Source organism: Pseudomonas sp. JQ170C, assembly GCF_035581345.1.
In the GTDB taxonomy this organism is placed as follows: domain Bacteria; phylum Pseudomonadota; class Gammaproteobacteria; order Pseudomonadales; family Pseudomonadaceae; genus Aquipseudomonas.
This window is the reverse complement of the sequence record NZ_CP141608.1, coordinates 3,232,520-3,252,878: the sequence shown is the minus strand read 5'-3', so window position 1 is coordinate 3,252,878 and position 20,359 is coordinate 3,232,520. Positions and strand designations below refer to the sequence as shown.

Below are 20,359 nucleotides of genomic sequence, written 5' to 3'. Positions count from 1 at the left end.
GTTCCTCCAGTGAAATAGTAGTTGGCGGAGAGCGGCGGAGGAAATGCGTGGTTTCCCCGGGTCGCCGTTCTCCATAAACATCAGGCGCGGCTGAAAATGCCCACGTGCTCGGTGGACTCCTCGACGCGCCAGAGGCCGCCGCCGTTGCCTTGCAGGGCGATGCGGGCGCCTTCGACCTGGCGCGGGCCACAGTTGCCGCGCAGTTGCTCGACCAGCTCGAAGATCTGCCCGATGCCGGTGGCGCCGATCGGATGCCCCTTGGACTCAAGACCCCCGGACGGGTTGACCGGCAACCGGCCACCCAGGGCGCTGTCGCCGCGTTCGGCCATCACGCCGCTCATGCCCGGCTCGCACAGCCCCAGGGCTTCGATCGCCAGCAATTCGCCGATGGCGGTGGCGTCATGCACTTCGGCCACATCGACGTCTTGCGCAGAAATGCCGGCCTGCTCGAACGCCGCCTTGCCGGCAAGGTGGGTGCAGCCTTTGTCGAAGTCTTCAGCGGCACGCGCCGAGGCCGAGCGCACGACGCTGGCCAGCACCTTGATCGCCCGGCGCTTGTCGAAGCCGTACTTCTTCAGTGCCGACTCGGTGCACAGGATCGCCGCCGCGGCGCCATCGGAAATCGGCGAGCACATGGGCAGGGTGATCGGGTAGGTGATCGGCGGCGCGGCGAGGATTTCCTCGATGCTCATGGCGTTTCGGTACTGGGAGCGTTCGTTGTGTACCGAGTGGCCGTGGTTCTTGGAGGACACGGCGGCCAGTTGGCGCTGGGTGATGCCGTAGCGCTCCATCAGGCCGCCGCGGCCCAGGGCTGCGTAGACGTCCATGAACGGGCTGTAGGGCTTCTCCGATTGCGAACCGGCAGGCGGCACGATGCCTTTGCCCATGCTGGCGAGGTAATTCTTGTTTTCTTCAAAGGTTTCGATGTCCCAGGCGGACTCGAACGCCGAGAACATCTTCGCCTTGTCGCTGTAGAACATCTTCTCGGCGCCCACCGCCAGTGCGACGTCGGCTGCACCGGCCTGCAACTGGGTCACGGCGAGGTTGAAGGCATGGCTGGACGAGGCGCAGGCACCCTCGATGTTGAAGATCGGGATGCTGTCCAGGCCCAGCGGCAACAGGGCCACCTGGCCGCGGATCATGTGCTGGCCATCGAAGTGGCCCTGGGTGCAGTTGCCGAAAAAGCCGACCTGAATCCACTTGCGATCGCAACCGGCGTCCTTGAGGGCATCTTCCACCGCCCAGGCGGTGAGTTGTTTGATGGTCTTGTCGATGTGACGGCCGAAGGCGGTCATGCCGACGCCGACGATGTATACGTTTTCCATCGTTGCCTCGAATCTTTCAGAAAAAGGGGCAGGGCGCCCGGATCAGTAGCCTTTGAAGTCCGGCTTGCGTTTTTCGGCGAAGGCACGCACGCCCTCGGCCATGTCGTAGGAGCGCTGGTGGTCACGCAGCTCCAGCAGCTCCTGGCGCAGCGCATCGGCGCGCGGCTTGTCGCCGGCCTGGTCGGCCACTTTCTTCATCTTGCGCAGCACCAGCGGGCTCTTCTGCGCCAGCTTGTCGCCCAGGGCCTGGACGTGTTCGACCAGCTGCCCATCGGCGACCACTTCACTGACCAGGCCGTAGTGCTTCATGTCCTGGGCGGGCAGGGAATCGCCGGTGAACAGCATGTACTTGGCGATATTTTCCGGGATCTTGCGCGGCAGCACGGCGGCGCCACCGCCACCTGGAAAGACGCCGAAGTTGGAGTGTGCATCGCCGAAACGGGCACTTTGCGCGGCGATCACCAGGTCGCAGCACAATACGGTTTCCAGACCGCCGGCCAGGGCCAGGCCGTTGACGGCGGCTATGACCGGCTTGGGGAAGGCCCGCAGCGCATCGAAGAAGGTGACGATGGTGTCCAGCAGGTCCTTCTCGCCCGGCAGCGGCGTGCCACCAGCCTTGAGGTCGGCACCGGCGCAGAACGCAGGGCCGGTGGCGGTCAGCACCACCACGCGGACCTGATCGTCGTTTTCCCAGGCGTTCAGGCGGGCGGTCATGGCCTCCAGCATTTCACGGTTAAGGGCATTCATGGCTTTCGGGCGGGTCAGGGTGATCCAGCCCACCTGGCCCTTGAGTTCAATCGATACGGACTCGCTCATCTCCAATCCTCGATCAGATGCAATTGACGTTTCTGTCTGGATTGGAAATTACGCCAGCGCCCTCGAAGCGCTCCCCCCCCCTTGCGGACGGGGCGCCGGTCACTTCGTCTGTTGCAGGATGGGCAGCACATGCCTACGGCGGAGATCCAATAATGCAGACAAATGTCATCAACGCCGGCGATCTGTTGGTCGCCACCAAGTTTTCGCCACCGCGCCTGAACGCCCGGCACATTCCGCGCACCCAGTTGCTGGGGCGCTTGCGCGAGTCGCAGCCCTGCAGTACCACCCTGATTACCGGAGGCGCCGGCTTCGGCAAAACCATTCTGCTCGCCCAGTGGCGCCTGGAATTGATGAAAGCCGGGCTGGATGTGGCCTGGGTGTCGTTCAGTCTCGACGACCGACAGTTCGCCAGTTTCCTGTCCTACCTGCTGGCCGCCTTCCAGCGCCTGGGCATTGCCGTCGAACAGGACTGGCTCAACAGTGACGGCAGCGAGCAGTCGATCAATGCCCTGATCGCGGTGCTCACCCATGCCGCTGAGCACATCGAGCGGGAACTGCACCTGCTGCTCGATGACTTCCACCATGTGGAGTCGCCGGCCGCGCACCGCCTGATGCAGAAGCTGCTGGACCATTGCCCGGCCAACCTGCACATCGCCATCGCCTCGCGCACAACACCGTCCCTGAGCCTGGGGCGCCTGCGCATGCAGGGCTATGTGGCCGAGATCGACACCGTCGAACTGCCTTTCGACCTGAACGAGACACAGGACTTCTTCAAACAGAACCTCATGCCCCTGGCGTTGACGGCCGACGAGGAGCGGCTGATCCATGACCTGACCAATGGCTGGCCCGCCAGCCTGCAACCCATCGCCACCATGTTGCGGGTCCGCCCGACCCGGCGTACGCAGCTGCGCTCGATCCTGCGCAATTCGGCAGACCTGCAGGCGTTCCTGACCGAAGACGTGGTGGCCTGCCTGCCATCGCCGTTGCTGGAGTTCATGGAGAAAGTCTCGATCCTGCGCCGCTTCAACGTCGAAGTGTGCGAGTTCGTCAGCGGCAGCCCCCATGCCCGCGACATGATCAAGCGCGCCGAAGACGAGAACCTGCTGATTCATCGCATCGAGTCCGATGACAGTACGCCCTGGTACCGGTTTCACCCGCTGTTCGGCGAGTTTCTTACCCAGCGCCTGGCCACCCGCGGCGAGGCGGCCGTGCAGGCGCTGCATCGCCTGGCCAGCCAATGGTTCGCCGAGCATGACTATCTGGTGGAAGCGGTGCGTCACGCCAACCTGGGCGGTGATCGCGATGACGCCGTCAAGGCCATGGAACAAGCCGCGTCGACGACCTGGAGCATGGCCTACACCAGCCCGATGCTGCACCTGCTCGAACGCCTGCCGCAGGACATCCTGTTCGCCCATCCGCAGCTGTTCATCATGGGCTGCCTGACCTATGCCTTCACCGCCAGGCCGGAAAAGGCCCAGCGCTGGCTGGAGCAGATACGCCGCAGCGAGGCGTCGCGTGTTCCGGCGATCTCCTCGAAGCTGGTGCTGACCGATGCGGCCATCGCCCTGCAACGGGATGAACCGCGCCGGGTCATCGGGCTGCTGGAGCCGACCTTGCAGACGCCGCTGGAAAACCACTCCTTGCGCTATATCAGCCTGTCCGCCCTGGCCACCGCGTACCTGTCGGTGGGGCGCCCGGACGATGCGCGAAAGCTTCATGAGGAGCACCCCATTGTCCTTGAGCACAGCGACAACGACATGGCACTGGTGTTCGAGAGTACCCGCGCGCTGACCCGGCTCAGGGAGGGCAATGCGCAACAGGCCCAACGCATCGGGACCAGCGTAACCGCACGCGCCGAGCAGGCGTATGGCCGTGGCTCGGTGTCGGCCAATCTGTGCGCCGCCACGCTCTGCGATGCCTATTACGAGCTGGACCAGCTCGATGATGCGCTGCAAGTGCTGGCCAACCGCAGCGGCATCCTGCGCTCATCCATGCCCGATGTGATGGGCCGTGCCTCGATCTGCCGTGCGCGCATCACCCTGCAGCGCGAGTCGCCCCAGGCGGCGTTGAACTTCCTCGAGACCCAGAGCGTGCATTTTCATGTCCTGGGCCTGGACCGGCTGTTGGCACAGATGCTGGCCGAGCAAGTACGGGTGCTGGTGTTGCAAGGCGAAAACCGCCGTGCCAGCGAACTGGTGACACGCCTTTCGGCGCTACTGGCGTCCCAGCGCCCGCACGCGGAAGCCCTTGAAGAAATCACCTGCCAGACCGCCTTTTCCAAGGCGCGCCTGGCGCTGGCGCTGCGTGATCCGCTCGGTGTCCTGGAGCACCTGCAGACCGTGGTCAGCTATGCCGAGCAGACGGCGCGCGGGCGTTCGCTGGTGCGGGCACGGCTGCTGGAGGCACAGGCGCACGCCATGCTCGATCAAGCGGAGCAGGTTCGCGCCTGCCTGCAACAGGCCGTGGAGGCCGCCGCGCGGATGGGGCTGGTGCGCACCCTGCTTGACGAAGGCCCGGCGCTGCTCGCGTTGTTGACCCAGTGGCAAGACGAAATCGCCGGCCAAGGCCCGCTCGCCGACTATTTCGATCTGCTGCTGCGCCGCGAAACGCCCCCCGCACCGCCAGCGCCAGCGGTGCCCGCGCCCCGGGGCATGAGCGAGGGCCCCAAGCCCAGCCTCACGCCCCGCGAGCTGGAGATCCTCGGGTTGGTGGCCCAGGCCATGTCGAACAAGCGCATCGCCCTGACGCTCAACATCACCTTTGGCACGGTGAAGTGGAACGTCAAGAACATCCTCGCCAAATTGGGTGTGTCGAGCCGCTATTCGGCAATCACCCTCGCTCGCCAGCAAGGAATGCTCAAGTGACTGGACGTTGACCGCGATCCCGCCCCCTCCCGAGACGGGAGGCGCGCGGGGGCGAGGCCGGCCTGCATCCTCAGGTCAGCGTCGTATTTTCGTCCGGATAAAGAGGAAGACCATGAGCGATACATCTGCAGCATTCCTGAGCGAGCAGGAAATCATGATTCGCGATGCCGCCCGCAAGGTGGCCCAGGATATCGTCGCCGCTACGGCAGCCGAACGCGACCGCACAGGCGCCTGGCCCCATGCGGAACTCAAGGCGGTGGCCGAACTGGGCTTCCTGGGCATGCACATCCCCGAAGCGTACGGCGGTTCGGGCATGTCGTTCCCGGAGTATTGCCTGTGTATCCAGGAGTTCGCCGCGGCCGATGCCGGCTTTGCGACCATCCTCCACGTGCACAACGGCATGGCCGACATGCTCTATCGCTTCGGCACCGAGGCGCAGAAGGCGCAGTACCTGGCGGGCATGATTTCCGGCGAACTGATCGCCGCCGGCCTGCTCACCGAGCCCCAGGCCGGTTCCGATACCGCCGCGTTCCGCACCACGGCGCGCCGCGAAGGGGATCATTACCTGCTCAATGGCAGCAAGCAATTCATCTCCAACGGCAACGAAGCCGGGATCGCCTTTGCCATTGCCGCCGTCACTGACACGCCCGAAGGCCGCAAAGGCCCGAGCATGTTCATCATTGATCCACGGGAGCCGGGCTACATCGTGGCGCGCGTCGAAAGCAAGATGGGGCAGCGTTCAGCCCATGTCGCCGCGATCCAGCTGGAAAACTGCAAGGTCCCGGCGCATAACTTGCTGGCAGAGGAAGGCAACGCCTACAAGCGCCTGATGGCTACCCTGTCCGAAGGCCGCATCGGTATCGCCGCCGTGGCGGTAGGCGCTGCCCGGGCCGCGCTGGAAGCGGCGGTGAAGTACGCCCATGAGCGCGAGGCCTACGGTGCGCCGATCATCAAGTTGCAGGGCGTGGCGTTCGACCTGGCCGACATGGCTACCCAGTATGAAGTGGCCCAGAACTACATGCTGCACGCCGCTCGCCTGCACTACGCCGGCGTGCCCTGCGCCAAGGAAGCGTCCATCGCCAAACTGTTCGCCAGCGAAATGGCCGAGAAGGTCTGCTCCGAGGCGCTGCAGATCCATGGTGGCTATGGCTACCTGAGCGACTTCCCGGTGGAACGCTATTGCCGCGACGTGCGGGTGACCAAGATCTACGAAGGCACCAGCCACATCCAGAAAGTGATCATTGCCCGCAACCTGTGACCGGGCGGCGCTCAAGCTTCTGGACAACCGAGCCGTGGGCACGGCCGGGCATCACCCCGACCGTTGCCGCACCAGGAGGAAATGGACGTGACTGACAGTGCAGTGCTTTATGAAACGATCGGCAAGACCGCGCTGATCACCTTGAACCGGCCGCACAAGCGCAACGCATTCGAGGCGGCCATCAACCAGGCGTTGCCGGCTGCGCTGATGACGGCACGGGATGATCCTGGGGTTCGCTCCATCGTGCTGACCGGTGCCGGCGGCACCTTCTGCTCCGGTTTCGACCTGGGCAGCCTGGAGGAGGGCGAGGACGGCACGTTCGCAGGGCGCAAGCTGGTGCTGGGTTTTCATGAATGGTTTGCCGGCCTGGTGGACCTGCAAAAGCCGGTGATCGCTGCGGTCGACGGTGCAGCCGTGGGGGCCGGCTTTTCCCTGGCCCTGGCGGCGGACTTCATGTTTGTGACGCCACGGGTGCGGCTGTTGCCGACCTTCCTGAGCCTGGGCCTGGTGCCGGACCTGTCGATGCTCTACGTACTGCCGCGCCTGGTCGGCCTGGCCAAGGCCAAGGAGCTGATCTTTTGCGCCCGTGCAGTTGATGCGCAACAGGCGCTGGCGCTGGGCCTGGCCCAGGTTGTCGTCGCGCCGGAGCAGCTGCTCGACAGCGCCCTGCAGTTCGCCCGCCAGTTCGATGACGCACCGCCCGATGCGCTAGGATTGGCCAAGACCCTGCTCAATCGCTCGTTCGAGACCGACCGCCAGGCCATGACCCAGTTCGAGGCCTGCGCGCAATCGCTGTGCGGCGCCAGCCGTTACCATGCCGAAGCGGTACGACGCTTTCTCGGCAAGGAAGGCTTGCCCTACCCGGGCGCCAAGCTGCCACAGCCATGAACACCCAAATGGAGAGGGGCAGCAGGGCTGTGACGCTGCCTATCCTTGAGACTCAAGACCTGCCACCGGCACGACGTGCCGCAGACGCCCAGGCGCCGGCAGGATTCCCACTGTTTAGGAGCAAGACATGATGCAGAAAGTCGTCGTCGCGGGTGTAGGTATGATCCCCTTCGTAAAACCTGGCCAGAGCGAGACCTATGCGGTCATGGGCGAGCAGGCCGTACGCCTGGCCCTGGCGGATGCCGGCGTTGGTTACGAATCCATCCAGCAGGCCTACGCCAGCTATGTCTTCGGTGACTCCACCTGCGGCCAGCGCGTGCTCTACAACGTCGGCATGACCGGTATCGCCGTGCTGAACGTGAACAACAACTGCGCCAGTGGTTCATCGGCGTTGTTCCTGGCCAACCAGGCCATCGCCAGCGGCATGGTGGACATCGTCCTGGCCTTTGGTTTCGAGCAGATGATTCCCGGCGCTATCGGCAGCGCGTTCCCGGACCGTCCGAGCCCGCTGGAGCTGTTCCTGGACCAGTGCGACGAGGCGGTGCCCGGTGCTGCGCAGATTCCGGCGGCCCTGCGGATCTTCGGCAGCGCCGGGGTCGAGCACATGAAGCGCTTCGGCACCCCGCTGGAAACCTTCGCCAAGATTCGCGCCAAGGCCAGTCGTCATGCCGCCAACAACCCCAAGGCGGTGTTCCGCAAGGTGGTCACCACCGAAGAGGTCATGGCCGACCAGGTCATGTGGCCGGGCGTCATGACCCGCCTGATGGCCTGCCCACCGACCTGCGGCGCAGCCGCGGTTGTGCTGTGCAGCGAGGCGTATGCGCGCAAGCATGGCCTGGATCGCAGTGTGTCGATTGCCGGCCAGGCACTGACCACCGATGGCGCGGAAACCTTCACCTCGGGCGACATGCGTGACGTGGCCGGCTATTCGATGTCCCGCGCGGCAGCCCGCAAGGCCTATGAAATGGCCGGTATCGGTGCCGAGGACGTGCAGGTGGTGGAGCTGCATGACTGCTTCGCCCAGAACGAGCTGCTGACCTACGAGTCCCTGGGCTTGTGCCCTGAAGGCGGCGCGCAGCGGTTTGTCGACGATGGCGACAATACCTATGGCGGCCAGTACGTGGTCAACCCGTCCGGCGGCCTGCTGTCCAAGGGTCATCCGATCGGCGCGACGGGCCTGGCGCAGTGCACCGAGCTGGTCCAGCAACTGCGCGGCCGCGCCGAGCAGCGCCAGGTCGAGGGCGCACGCATCGCCTTGCAACACAACATCGGCATCGGTGGCGCCTGTGTCGTCACCCTGTATCGCAAAGACTGACAGGGGAACTGCAATGGATTTTCAACCTGATGCCAGCCTTGAAGCGTTCCGGGAAGAAGTGCGGACCTTTCTTCGCGACCAGGTCCCCGGGGACCTGAAAGGCCAACAGCGCTGCACCCGTTCGCCGCCCGAGCAGATCATGCGCTGGCAGCAGCTGCTCACCGAGCGCGGCTGGGGGGCGCCGTACTGGCCCAAGGAGCACGGTGGCACGGGTTGGTCGGTGCCGCAGATCCTGGTGTTCGATGACGAGTGCAGCGCCGCCGGCACGCCCACCCAGGATGGCTTCGTGCACAAGATGCTGGGCCCGGTGCTCAACGCGTTTGCCACGCCGGAGCAAAAGGCCGAGCACTTGCCGGCAGTGTTCAGCGGCGAGCGCCTGTGGTGCCAGGGGTTCTCGGAGCCGGGCGCCGGTTCCGACCTGGCCTCGTTGCGCACCCGTGCCGTGCGCGACGGTGACTGCTACGTGGTGAACGGCCAGAAAATCTGGACCAGCTACGCCCACCATGCCGACTGGATCTTCCTGCTGGTGCGCACCAACCCGGATGTGAAGAAGCAGGCGGGGATCAGCTTTTTACTGGTGGACATGCGTACCCCCGGCATCAGCGTGCGCCCGATCCGCAGCATCGACGATGCCCACCACTTGAATGAAACCTTCTTCGACAACGTGCGCGTGCCGGTGACCAACCTGATCGGTGGCGAAGGGCAGGGCTGGAGCATCACCAAGTTCCTGCTCAACAACGAACATGCGACCACCGCCGACCTGCCAGAACTCAAGCGCTACATGCGCGAGCTGCGGTTGATTGGCACGACGCTGCAGTGTGGCGACCAGGCGCTGTTTGAACGCCCGGAGTTCGCCCTGAAGCTGGCGCGCCTGGACGCCGAGCTGCAGGCCATCGAAATGCTCGTGCAGCGGGTGGCGCGCCTGGAGCAACAGCACAACCCGGCTTCGCACACCTTGGGCTCGATCCTCAAGATCCGCGCGACCGAGCTGCAGCAACGCATCACCGAGGCGCAGATCGAGGCACTGGGCGACTTCGGCGCGATTGCCTATCCGCATCCCCACGAGGCAAGCCCGCAGCAACCCTTCCCGCAGCAGGCGCTGGCGCGGGGCATCAGCCAGGACATGTTCCTGCGCCGTGCCTCGACCATATACGGCGGCACCAGCGAAGTGCAGCGCGGCATTATCGCCAAGATGCTGTTCCAACTCTGATCTCAGGAAACCGGTATGGATTTCGAATTCACTTCGGAACAACAACTGTTGCAGGACAGCCTGCGACGCTACGTGGACAAGGCCTACAGTTTCGAGGCGCGTACCGCCCAGCTCAATGCGGGCACCGAGGGCGGCGCCGACAACTGGGCGCTGTTCGCCGCCAATGGCTGGCTGATGGCCGCATTGCCGGAAGCCTACGGCGGGCTTGGCGGCTCGCTGGTAGACACAGTGATCATCGCTCAGGAACTGGGGCGCGGGTTGGTGCTGGAGCCGTTCATGGGGTGTGCCGTGCTGGCGGCGCAGACCCTGCTGGCGGCAGGCACCGAGGCGCAGAAAGCGCGGTTGCTGCCGCAGCTGGCCGACGGTACCTACCGTCTTGCGCTGGCTTTCAGCGAGGCCGGTTCCCGGGGCATGCCGTTGCCGGTCACCTTGCGGGCCGAGCGACACGCGGGCGGGTTTCGTTTGTCCGGGCACAAGAGCCTGGTGCTGGGCGCGGTGGGGGCCAAGGCGTTCATCGTCTCGGCGCAGATACCCCAAGAGCCGGGCATCAGCCTGTTGCTGGTCGAAGCCGATCGCCCGGGCCTGAAATGCCAGACCCTGCCGTTGCACGACGGCACCTGGGTGCAGTCGCTGCATTTCGACGGTGTCGAGGTCGATGCCCAGGCGTTGCTGGGTGAGGCGGGGCAGGGCTTGCCGGCGCTGCGCCAGGGCCTGGCCCATGGCATTGTCGCGTTGTGCGCAGAGCTGATCGGCGGCATGGAAAAAACCATCGAAGTCACCGCCGACTACCTCAAGGTACGCCAGCAGTTCGGCGTCCCCATCGGCACCTTCCAGGCACTGCAGCACCGCATGGCCGACATGGCGGCGGAACTGGAGCTGGCGCGATCGAGCCTGCACGTGGCCCTGGCATCGCTGGCCAACGATGACGACATCACCCGCGACAAGACCGTTTCGGGCTGCAAGATGCTCATCTGCCGGGCGGCGAAATTCGTCTGCGGCCAGGGCATCCAGTTGCACGGCGGGATCGGCATGACCGAGGAATACCTGGTCGGCCACTACTACAAACGGGCCATTGTCGCCGACCTGCTGCTGGGTAGCAGCGACAGCCACGAAGCCGCCTGCGCGGCCCTGCTGCAGGCGCAACTGCGCGCCTGAGCCGCCTTGGAACAGACCATCGGGAGTACAACAACAATGAAAAGCTATGAAACCCTGGCCGAACTGCAGGGCCTTGTCGGCGAAGTCGTAGGCAGCAGCGACTGGGTGACCATCGACCAACAACGCATCGACACCTTTGCCGAGGCCACCGGCGATCACCAGTGGATCCACACCGACCCCGGGCGCGCTGCCGACGGCCCCTTCGGCAAGACCATCGCCCACGGCTTTCTGACCCTGAGCCTGCTGCCCACTTTCATGACCGACGCGTTCGAGCTGCGCAATGTGAAGATGGGCGTGAACTACGGCATGAACAAAGTGCGCTTCGTCCAGCCTGTGCCGGTGGACAGCCGGCTGCGCGGGCATTTCAAGGTGCTGGCCTTCGAGCCGTTGGACGGCAACGGAGCTCAGGTGACCTACGAGATGACGGTCGAGATCGAGGGCGCCAGCAAACCGGCCTGCGTCGCGCAGACCATCCTTCGGGTATTTGCCTGACCGCTGAGCCCGGCACCACCGCTTCGACCAACGCCACGCGCCTGCTGAGGTTGCGTGGCGTTTGTGTTTTCGGCCCCCAGGCAGGCCGTCCCCCCCTTAGTGCGCCAATAAGGGGGGGGCGAAGGGAGGGGGGTGTTGGTTAAAAAAACACTGCCGGGACGGGACGCCAGTTTGCAGTTCCCTGAAGTGCAGGGCGTGCTCAAGAAGACGCTCAAACCACCATCCTAGAGGTTGGAGACATGATTAAACTGACAAGAACCCTGATCGCGGCCGGCCTGCTGGCCGCGCATGCAGGCGTGCTCCATGCAGCAGTGACAGAACAGGAAGCCAAACAACTGGGGACGACATTGACCCCGGTTGGCGCGGAAATGGCCGGCAATGCCGATGGCACCATTCCGGCGTACACCGGCGGGCTGAAGACCGCGCCTGCCGGTTTCGACAAGGCCAAGGGTGTTCGCCCCGATCCCTTCGCCAACGAGAAACCGCAATTCTCGATCAACGCCAGCAACGTGGACACCTACGGCGACAAGCTCACCGAAGGCACCAAGGCACTGATCAAGAAACTGCCGGGCTTTCGCATCGACGTTTACCCGACCCATCGCACGGTAGGCTTCCCGCAGTCGGTGCTGGACAACACCCTGAAGAATGCCACCAGCGCCACGTTGACCAACAACAACGAGACGCTGCAAGGCGCCCACGCCGGTGTACCGTTCCCGATTCCCAAGAGCGGCAACGAAGTGATGTTCAACCACTTGGCACGCTACCAGGGCGTGGCCTGGATCGCGCCCAAGTACGGCGCCTACAACGTTGACGCGGCGGGCAAGCTGGTCACCTCCACACTGGGCCGCTGGACCTACGAGACGCCTTACTACAACACGGCGAAAAATAGCGACGACACCCTGCTGACCCGTGCCCGTGCCAACTACAGCGGCCCTGCGCGCCGTGCCGGCGAAGCGGTGATGACCTTCGACTACACCGCCACCGAGCGGGGGCGCAAGGCCTATCAGTACCTGCCTGGACAACGCCGCGTGCGCCTGGCGCCTGACCTGGCCTACGACACGCCGAACGCCAGTACCTCGGGTATGTCTACCATCGACGACATCAACCTGTTCAACGGCCGGATGGACCGTTACGACTGGAAGCTGATCGGCAAGAAGGAGATGTACGTTCCGTACAACGCCTACCGCTTTGCCTATGCCGAGGATCCTGAGCAGGTGTTTGGTGAGAAGTTCATCAATCCGGACCTGGTGCGCTGGGAGCGGCACCGTGTCTGGGTGGTTGAGGCGACCCTCAAGCCGGGGATGCGCCATATCTACTCCAAGCGTACTTTCTATATCGACGAAGACAGCTGGACTGCGTTGGCGGTGGACCAGTATGACGGCCGCGGTCAGCTATGGCGTCCAGGCTTCAGTTATGTCCATCAGATGTATGACGCTGATGCTGTGAACAGTACTGCTGGGCACTATGACCTGATTGGCGGTACGTATTACATCAACGTTTGGCCAGGCAAGGCTGGTGTGCAGGTTATGGACAAGCTCAGTGCGGATAATGGCTGGACGTCGGACAGCCTGGCGGGGGCGGGGGTTCGCTAGCGGCTCCGGGTATGTTCTGTGGGTGAGGCGGGGCCGACTGGGTCGGTTCCGCTTTTTTGGTTTGGTCTTGTGTGCTGTGTGCTGTGTGCTGTGTGTTGCGTGTTGCGTGTTTATCCATTTGTTGTGGCGAGGCCGCCGGCCCCTTCCGCCTTTACGGCGGGTCCCTTTTGTCTTGGCAAAAGGAACCAAAACCGCTTGCTCCTGCATACGGCCCTACGCTGCGCTCCGGGTCCCCTCGCTCCGGCACCCTCCGGGGCCACGCGGCCTACGACTTGCTTCGCCAAGTCTACGTCTCGCGTCTTCGGCTGCGCCGAAGGTGCTGCGCACTGCCCCTACAGGCACCTCCACTCGGCCTCCTGAAGTCGCATTCTGCGGCGCCTGAACGTTCGTGCATGAAGATCAAGAGCAGGGCCAGACCGTGGGCATCACCCGCCAGTGGGAGCGGGCTTGCCCCGCGATGGATTTTGAATTTTGCCGATAGATCCATGTCTGCCGGTGATCCCGCTTCACAGTTGTAGCTGAATGTGCACGGCTCAGGGGCTTAATCGCGGGGCAAGCCCGCTCCTACCCCGAGATCGACAAAATACCAGGCTGTGGGCATCACCCGCCGGTAGGAGCGGGCTTGCCCCGCGATGGATTTTGAATTTTGCCGATAGATCCATGCCTGCTGGTGATCCCGCTTCGGCGTTGCACCTGGATGTGCACGGCTCAGGGGACTATCGCGGGTGCAAGCCCGCTCCCACCGAGCCCGCTCCTACCTGGCTGTTGGCAGTGGACGTTGATCTCGAAGATGCGTCCTCCCAGGCGCCGCCCGTAACTTTGCGACTTCAGGAGGCCGAGTGGAGGACACCGTAGCGAGGGAACCCGGAGCGCAGCGTAGGGCCGGATGCAGGAGCGAGCGGTTTTGCCTACTTTTCCCAAGAGAAAAGTAGGCCGCCGTAAGGGCGGAAGGGGCCGGCAGCGTCGCCACATGAAATGGATAAGCTTACAAAACCAGCACCAGCACCAGCACCAGCACCAAACCAACGCAGGCCTCAGGAAACCCGCCGTGACTGGTGCTGCCAATAGCCCTCACGCACCTGCCGACGCAACACCTTGCCCACCGCACTCAAGGGCAAGGCATCAACCAGCTTCACCGTTTTGGGCGCCTTGAACCCGCCCAGCCGCTCCTTGACCAACGCAATCAGCGTTTGCTCGTCGACCACCATGCCCGCCTTGAGCACCACCTCGGCGTGTACCGCCTCACCCCACTTGTCATCGGGAATGCCCACCACCGCGGACATCGACACCGCCGGGTGGCTATTGAGCGTGGCTTCCACCTCCACGGCATAAACATTGAAACCGCCCGTGATGATCACGTCTTTCTTGCGGTCGACGATAAACACATAACCAGCCTCATCGACATAGCCCAGGTCGCCAGACTTCCAGAAACCCTCGCTGAACTCGGCGGCTGTGCCCTGGGGATTGTTGTGGTAGCCGCTGATGGTGCCGCGCCCGCGCAGCCAGATTTCGCCGGTGGTGCCGTGGGCAACCCGATTGCCCGCCTCATCGACGATTTTCAGCTCGATACCGGTGGCAGGGCGGCCGGCGGACGCCAGACGACCCGTTTGCACCGCGTCCAGGTGGTCGGCCTTGGTCAGGGTACAGACCGCCTGGGCGCATTCGGTGGCGCCGTACAACTGGAAAAAAATATTGCCGAAACGCGCCTGGGACTGCTCCAGCTTGACCGGGCTCATCGGCGCGGCGCCGTAGTAGAGGGTCTGCAAACTGGAGAGGTCGTAGTGCGACGCCTCCGACAGTTCCAGCAAAAAGCCCACCAGCGTCGGCACCATCAGCGCCGTGGTGATCCGCTCGGCCTCGACATTGCGGCACCAGGCCTTGAGGTCGGCAGCATTCTGGGTAACGGTGCAACCGCCGCGGAACAGCGTGGGCAACAGCGACAGCCCCGAACCATGGCTGATGGGCGCGATATGCAGGTAGCGGGTGCGGTCGTTGAGGGCCTGGCTCTGCTCGCTGTCGGCGTACATCGAGTCCCGTGCCGCCAGCCAGTTGTCGATGGTGTAGCGGGCACACTTGCTCTTGCCAGTGGTACCGCCGGTGAAGCGGTAGATCAGGTGGTCCTGGTAGATATCGGATTCGACGTCAGGTTCTTCGTCCGACATGCCCTCGAGCAGAGACCAGAAGTGCAGGGCGAAGGCGCAATCGGCCGGCGGCTCGTCCATGCAGACCACCACGGCGCCGCTGGCGCAGAGCATTTCGCGGTAGCGTTGCAGCAGCGCGACCTCAATGAAAATGACCTTGGGTGCGATGAACTCCACCTGCCAGCGGTGTTCTTCGAGGGAGTCGCGGTAATTGGTGTGGGTAATCGCCGCTTCGCCCTTGAAGGCCGTCCAGGCATGCAGCAACGAGAGGTTGTCATTCTCCAGGATGCACAGCGCCGTGTCGCCGCGCTGCAAGTGCAAGCGGTTGCGCAGGGTGTTGGCGATGCGATTGGTGAGCCGGTGCAGTTCATCGAAGCGATAGCGACGATCGCGCTCGACGTTCACCAGCGCTTCCTGACCGGCATAGCGTTGCGCTACCTGCGCCATGACGCGGGAAAAGTTCATTTTCATTGCGGTCTCCGTTTGTTGTTATGGCTGTTGGAAATCGCATTCTAGAAACGGGTCGAGGGTACGCCGCGCCCCCCTTTGGGGGAGGGGCCGCGCTTTTCGAGCCTTGAAGGCGGCTGTCAACTCGCCGAATGATCCGGGGTAGGAGCGGGCTTGCCCCGCGATGGGCATTGCAGGCAACCAGGTGCCTGGATGCTGAGGGCCTCTCGCGGGGCAAGCCCGCTCCCACCCAAGCCCGCTCCTACAGGGCTGTCACAACGCCACGGCCATGGCTTTGAGCTGGTGCTTGAGCACTTTGCCGGTCGCGGCGCAGGGCAGTGCAGTCAGGACTTGAACATGGCCGGGACGCTTGTACGGCGACAAATGCTCGGCCAGGTGGGCCTTGAGCGCGGCCAGGTCGAACTGCTCGGCATCCGCCACCTGGATGAACGCCACCACCTCTTCGTTGCCCGGAACCGAACGCCCGACCACCGCCGAGAGCACAACCCCGGGAAACGCGTTGAGCACCGCTTCGACTTCCGGCGGGTAGACGTTGAAGCCCGAACGGATGATCAGCTCCTTGCTGCGCCCGACGATAAACAGTGCGCCCTGGTCATCCTCGCGGGCGAGGTCCCCGGTGTTCAGCCAGCCGTCGGCGGTCAGTACCTGGGCGGTCTGTTGGGCGGCGCGGTAGTAGCCTTTCATCACATTCGGGCCGCGTACCCACAATTCGCCGACGTCGCCGCGGGGTACCGGGTGTTGCCGCGTGCTGTCGAGCAGAAGAATCTCCAGGCCCGGAATCGGACGGCCCACCGAGGTGTCGCCACGCGGCGCTTCGATGCGGGTCTGGCTGATGGTGGGCGAGCTTTCCGTCAGGCCGTAGCCGTTGTGCAAGGGCACCCCGAAGCGTTGTTCGACGGCGTGCTTCAAGCTCATGTCCAGGGGCGAGCCGCCGGCATACATGAAGCGCAACTGCGGCGCGTGCAAGGTGATGCCATCACTGTCGGCATACTCCAGCAGGCGGGCAAACATGGCCGGCACCCCCTGCATCAGGGTGATGCCGTCTTCGGCCAGGGCACGGGCCAGTTGCGCAGGATCAAAGCGCGCCTGCAGTTGCAGGGCGGCGCCGCTGTAGAGGCTGGCCAGGCATACGGCGGTAAGGCCGAACACATGGGAAATCGGCAGCACCGCGTAGACCCGGTCATCGCGCCGCAGCTGTCGCAGTCGGCTGGCGGTGCAGGCGATGTACAGCAAGTTGCGATGGGTCAGCATCACGCCCTTGGGTTCACCGGTGGTGCCGGTGGTGTAGATCATCGCGGCGACCTGGGCGGCAGGGTCGTGCTCCACCGGCTCGACCTGGCAGGTGCTGCTGAGCGCGCCGATATGGAAGCTGCCCAGGTGGGCCGACTCCCGCGGCTGTGCGCCGACCCGCTCGGCATGGCGCGCGGCACTGCCGGACGCCGCGCTGGCGAACAGGACCCGGCGCGGGGTGCAATGGCGTTCAAGGGTGTCCAGCTCGCTGGCCGACAGCCGCGCGTTGACGACCACCGCCCAGGCATCCAGGCGGCTCAGGGCGAGCAAGGCGGCGACCAGCAGGCGGCAGTTCTCCGCCACCAGCATGACCCGGTCGCCAGCGCGCACACCATCGTGGACCAGTTGCGCCTGCAGCAGGTCCACGGCCAGGCGCAGTTCGCCGTAGCTCAGGGTGATATCGCCCTCGTGCAGCGCAGGGCTGGCGGCGTGTTCGCGGCCGTGGCGGTCCAGCAGCAGGTGCAGGCGTTCGGGCAGTTCGGCAAGGATGGCTTCGCGCTCGTGCATCAGCGGCTCTCCGCGCGACGGATCAGGTGGCGGGCGATCACCAGTTGCTGGATCTGCGTGGTGCCTTCGTAGATGCGGAACAGGCGCACATCACGGTAGAAGCGCTCGATGCCGTACTCGGCCACGTAGCCGGCGCCGCCAAAGATCTGTACGGCGCGGTCAGCCACACGGCCGCACATTTCCGAAGCGAACATCTTGCAGCACGACGCTTCCATGGAGACGTCGTGCTTGAGGTCACGCTTGCGCGCGGCGTCCAGGACCATGCAGCGGGCCGCATAGAGCTCTGCCTGGCTGTCGGCGAGCATGGCCTGGATCAGCTGGAACTCGGCCAGCGACTGGCCGAACTGCTGGCGCTCCAGGGCGTAGGCCAGGGCATCGGCGAGCATGCGTTCGGCGGCGCCTACGCAGATCGCGGCAATGTGCAGGCGGCCCTTGTCGAGCACCTTCATGGCGGTCTTGAAGCCGACACCTTCGACACCGCCAATCAGGTTGGCCGCCGGAATGCGGCAGTTTTCAAAGATGACGTCGCAGGTGTGGGCGCCTTTCTGGCCCATTTTCTGGTCGATCTTGCCCAGCGACAGGCCGGGGGTGCCGGCCTCGACGATGAAGGCCGAGATGCCGCCTGCGCCCTTGATGTGCGGGTTGGTGCGGGCCATGACGGTGAAGATGCCGGCGTGCGGCGCGTTGGTGATGAAACGCTTGGTGCCGTTGAGCACGTAGCTGTCACCGTCGCGCTCTGCGCGGGTACGCAGCGCCGCCGCATCGGAACCGGCGCCGGGTTCAGTCAAGGCGAACGCGCCGATCAACTCGCCCGAGGCCATGCGCGGCAGGTAGTGGCGCTTCTGCGCCTCGGTACCGTCGATGATCAGGCCTTGGGAGCCGATGCCGTTGTTGGTGCCGATCAGGGAGCGGAACGCGGGCGAGGTCTTGCCCAGCTCGAAGGCCACCAGGACTTCCTCTTCCATGCTCAGGCCCAGGCCGTCGTAATCCTGGGGAATGCACAGGCCGAACAAGCCCAGCGCGCGCATTTCGTCAATGATGGACGGTGGAATCCGGTCGTTTTCCGCCACGTCATGTTCGGCAGGCACCAGCCTTTCGCGCACGAAACGCGAGAGGCTGTCGAGCAGCAGGTTAAGTGTTTCCTGATCGTTGATCATGCAAGACCTCTTGGAGTTATTGTCGGCCCAGTGTGGCTTCGACAGTGCGCACCAGGTGCGCGAGACGCGGTCCCAGGTCGTCTTCGAGCATGTGCTGGCGCAGCACGAAGGCCGGTCCTCCACAGCTGAAGGCCACGACACCGGAACCGTCCGGATGGATCAGGGGCACGCCGACGGCGTTGATGTCTTTCTGCCATTCGCCGACCGCCAGGCAGTAGCCGTGGTCCTGATATTGACGAAAGGCTTTGTCCAGTTGCGTGCGCAGGGCGGGCCAGTTGTCGCTGTCGCGGGCGCGCAGTTGATCGAGCAGCAGGTCGCGCTCCGGGTCGGGCAGCGCGGCCAGGTAGGCACGGCCCATGGCGGTGCTGGCCATCGGAATGCGCGAGCCGATGTCCAGGCGCAGGGTCAGCGGGCCGGGGCCCTGGCAGTTCTCCACGTAGACCATGCTCAATCGGTCGCGGGCGCCCAGCGACACCGAGCTTTGGCTCAGATCGGCCAGTTCCTGCATCAGCGGGCGTGCCTGGCGGCGCACGTCCAGGCCGCTCAGGTGGGCATAACCCAGGGCCAGCACGCCGGTGTCGATGGCGTACTTGCCCAGGTTGTCCAGGTACTGCAGGTAACCGAGGCGGGTGAGGGTGTAGGTCAGGCGCGACACCGTGGCCTTGGGCAGGCCGCTGCGGGCCGCCAGCTCCTGGTTGCCCAGGTGGCGCTCGCCGGGCCGGAAGCAGCGCAGCAGCTCCAGGCCACGGGCCAGGGCCGTGACGAACTGGCGGTCCGGCTCCAGGGCCTGAAGGTCGATTTCGGTGTCGATGCGTTTGCGCTTGTCCATGGGTATTCCTCGTGGATCGGGTAGGGGGCACCGATCGCCGGCCGGATGCTGGCACAGGAAAAATCGGTGAGTCAAGAAATCAAAATCAAGTTTCGCACAGCGAAATTCATCAATCCAGCAGACTTTTTCGTCGAACAGGCCAGAAACCTGCATTTCAGACAGGTTTCGTCATTTTACCCCGCTTGCAAGCGATGACAGCGATTTACAACGCCCGATGATTTTGCGTAGTCTGGTTTGTATCGCGAAATATAGTTCCGCTATGCGAAACACAACAAGGATAAAAAACATGACTGAAACGCTCGTAGAGCACCCCTTGCCAGGGGTGGCGCTGGTGCGCCTGAACCGGCCCGAAGCACGCAATGCCCTGAACCAGGCGGTGCGCGAACAGCTGGCCGGGCATTTCCAGCAACTGGGCAGTGATCCTGCCGTGCGCTGCATCGTCCTGACCGGTGGTGACACGGTGTTTGCCGCCGGCGCCGACATCCGCGACATGGCCGAGCGGGGCGCCATCGACATGCTGCTGCGCCAGACCCAGCGCCTGTGGGCGGCGATTGCCCAGTGCCCGAAACCGGTGATCGCTGCGGTCGACGGCTTCGCCCTGGGCGGTGGCTGTGAACTGGCTATGCACGCCGACCTGATCATCGCCGGGCGCACCGCCAGCTTCGCCCAGCCGGAAGTGCGCGTCGGCGTCATGCCCGGTGCGGGCGGCACGCAGCGCCTGACCCGGGCGGTCGGCAAGTTCCAGGCCATGCGCATGCTGCTGACCGGGCTCGCGGTCAGCGCCGACGAGGCGTTGGCCATGGGCCTGGCCAGTGAGGTGGTGGACGATGCCCAGGCACGGGCGCTGGAACTGGCAAGCCTGATCGCGGCCATGCCGCCCCTGGCCGTCATGCAGATCAAGGAGGTGCTCCTGGCCGGCCAGGACGCGTCGCTGGACGCGGCGCTGATGCTCGAGCGCAAGGCGTTCCAGTTGCTGTTCGATTCGGCCGACCAGAAAGAGGGCATGCAGGCCTTCCTCGATAAACGCAAACCAGTCTATTCGGGGAGCTGAA

15 protein-coding genes are annotated in these 20,359 nt (G+C 64.5%); 9 read left to right on the top strand and 6 right to left on the bottom strand.

Annotated elements, in window-relative coordinates:
• Positions 1 to 80: 80 nt before the first annotated feature.
• Positions 81 to 1,325, bottom strand: a complete 1,245-nt coding sequence (locus U9R80_RS14780; RefSeq protein ID WP_301837526.1) for a thiolase family protein — start codon at positions 1,323 to 1,325, stop codon at positions 81 to 83.
• Between the two features lie 42 nt (positions 1,326 to 1,367).
• Positions 1,368 to 2,141 carry an enoyl-CoA hydratase/isomerase family protein gene (locus tag U9R80_RS14775; protein ID WP_301837527.1) on the bottom strand — a complete coding sequence of 258 codons (774 nt, stop codon included), beginning with the start codon at positions 2,139 to 2,141 and terminating at the stop codon, positions 1,368 to 1,370.
• 152 nt (positions 2,142 to 2,293) lie between these two features.
• Here U9R80_RS14775 and U9R80_RS14770 point away from each other — a divergent pair, with 152 nt between their 5' ends.
• The 8 genes from U9R80_RS14770 (at position 2,294) to U9R80_RS14735 (ending at position 12,915) form a co-directional block, all read left to right on the top strand.
• Positions 2,294 to 5,005 (top strand): LuxR C-terminal-related transcriptional regulator, encoded by a 2,712-nt coding sequence (locus U9R80_RS14770; RefSeq protein ID WP_301837528.1) that lies wholly within the window; start codon positions 2,294 to 2,296, stop codon positions 5,003 to 5,005.
• A gap of 112 nt (positions 5,006 to 5,117) precedes the next feature.
• Positions 5,118 to 6,263, top strand: a complete 1,146-nt coding sequence (locus U9R80_RS14765; protein WP_301837529.1) for an acyl-CoA dehydrogenase family protein — start codon at positions 5,118 to 5,120, stop codon at positions 6,261 to 6,263.
• A gap of 87 nt (positions 6,264 to 6,350) precedes the next feature.
• Positions 6,351 to 7,151 (top strand): enoyl-CoA hydratase/isomerase family protein, encoded by an 801-nt coding sequence (locus U9R80_RS14760; protein WP_324803057.1) that lies wholly within the window; start codon positions 6,351 to 6,353, stop codon positions 7,149 to 7,151.
• 127 nt (positions 7,152 to 7,278) lie between these two features.
• On the top strand, positions 7,279 to 8,466 hold the full coding sequence (locus U9R80_RS14755; protein WP_301837531.1) for a lipid-transfer protein: 1,188 nt from the start codon (positions 7,279 to 7,281) through the stop codon (positions 8,464 to 8,466).
• A gap of 13 nt (positions 8,467 to 8,479) precedes the next feature.
• A complete protein-coding gene (locus U9R80_RS14750; protein ID WP_301837532.1) occupies positions 8,480 to 9,676 on the top strand; it encodes an acyl-CoA dehydrogenase family protein in 1,197 nt (398 codons plus the stop codon).
• Between the two features lie 15 nt (positions 9,677 to 9,691).
• A complete protein-coding gene (locus U9R80_RS14745; RefSeq protein WP_301837533.1) occupies positions 9,692 to 10,831 on the top strand; it encodes an acyl-CoA dehydrogenase family protein in 1,140 nt (379 codons plus the stop codon).
• A 36-nt stretch (positions 10,832 to 10,867) separates the two neighbouring features.
• Positions 10,868 to 11,323 (top strand): MaoC family dehydratase, encoded by a 456-nt coding sequence (locus U9R80_RS14740; RefSeq protein WP_301837534.1) that lies wholly within the window; start codon positions 10,868 to 10,870, stop codon positions 11,321 to 11,323.
• A gap of 239 nt (positions 11,324 to 11,562) precedes the next feature.
• The gene (locus tag U9R80_RS14735; protein ID WP_301837535.1) at positions 11,563 to 12,915 is read left to right on the top strand and encodes a DUF1329 domain-containing protein; all 1,353 of its coding nucleotides are present in this window, start codon (positions 11,563 to 11,565) and stop codon (positions 12,913 to 12,915) included.
• Positions 12,916 to 13,949: 1,034 nt separating this feature from the next.
• Here the strand turns inward: U9R80_RS14735 and U9R80_RS14730 are convergent.
• The 4 genes from U9R80_RS14730 to U9R80_RS14715 form a co-directional block, all read right to left on the bottom strand.
• The gene (locus U9R80_RS14730) at positions 13,950 to 15,527 is read right to left on the bottom strand and encodes a class I adenylate-forming enzyme family protein (RefSeq protein WP_301837536.1); all 1,578 of its coding nucleotides are present in this window, start codon (positions 15,525 to 15,527) and stop codon (positions 13,950 to 13,952) included.
• A gap of 249 nt (positions 15,528 to 15,776) precedes the next feature.
• Positions 15,777 to 17,321: a class I adenylate-forming enzyme family protein gene (locus U9R80_RS14725; RefSeq protein WP_301837537.1), complete on the bottom strand. Its 1,545-nt coding sequence runs from the start codon at positions 17,319 to 17,321 to the stop codon at positions 15,777 to 15,779.
• Positions 17,321 to 18,478 (bottom strand): acyl-CoA dehydrogenase family protein, encoded by a 1,158-nt coding sequence (locus tag U9R80_RS14720; protein WP_301837538.1) that lies wholly within the window; start codon positions 18,476 to 18,478, stop codon positions 17,321 to 17,323. The genes U9R80_RS14725 and U9R80_RS14720 overlap by 1 nt, the downstream gene beginning before the upstream one ends.
• Positions 18,479 to 18,494: 16 nt before the next feature.
• Positions 18,495 to 19,307, bottom strand: a complete 813-nt coding sequence (locus U9R80_RS14715) for an IclR family transcriptional regulator (RefSeq protein ID WP_301837539.1) — start codon at positions 19,305 to 19,307, stop codon at positions 18,495 to 18,497.
• 286 nt (positions 19,308 to 19,593) lie between these two features.
• Between U9R80_RS14715 and U9R80_RS14710 the strand changes: the two genes are divergently transcribed.
• A complete protein-coding gene (locus U9R80_RS14710; protein ID WP_301837540.1) occupies positions 19,594 to 20,358 on the top strand; it encodes an enoyl-CoA hydratase in 765 nt (254 codons plus the stop codon).
• Position 20,359 lies beyond the last annotated feature (1 nt).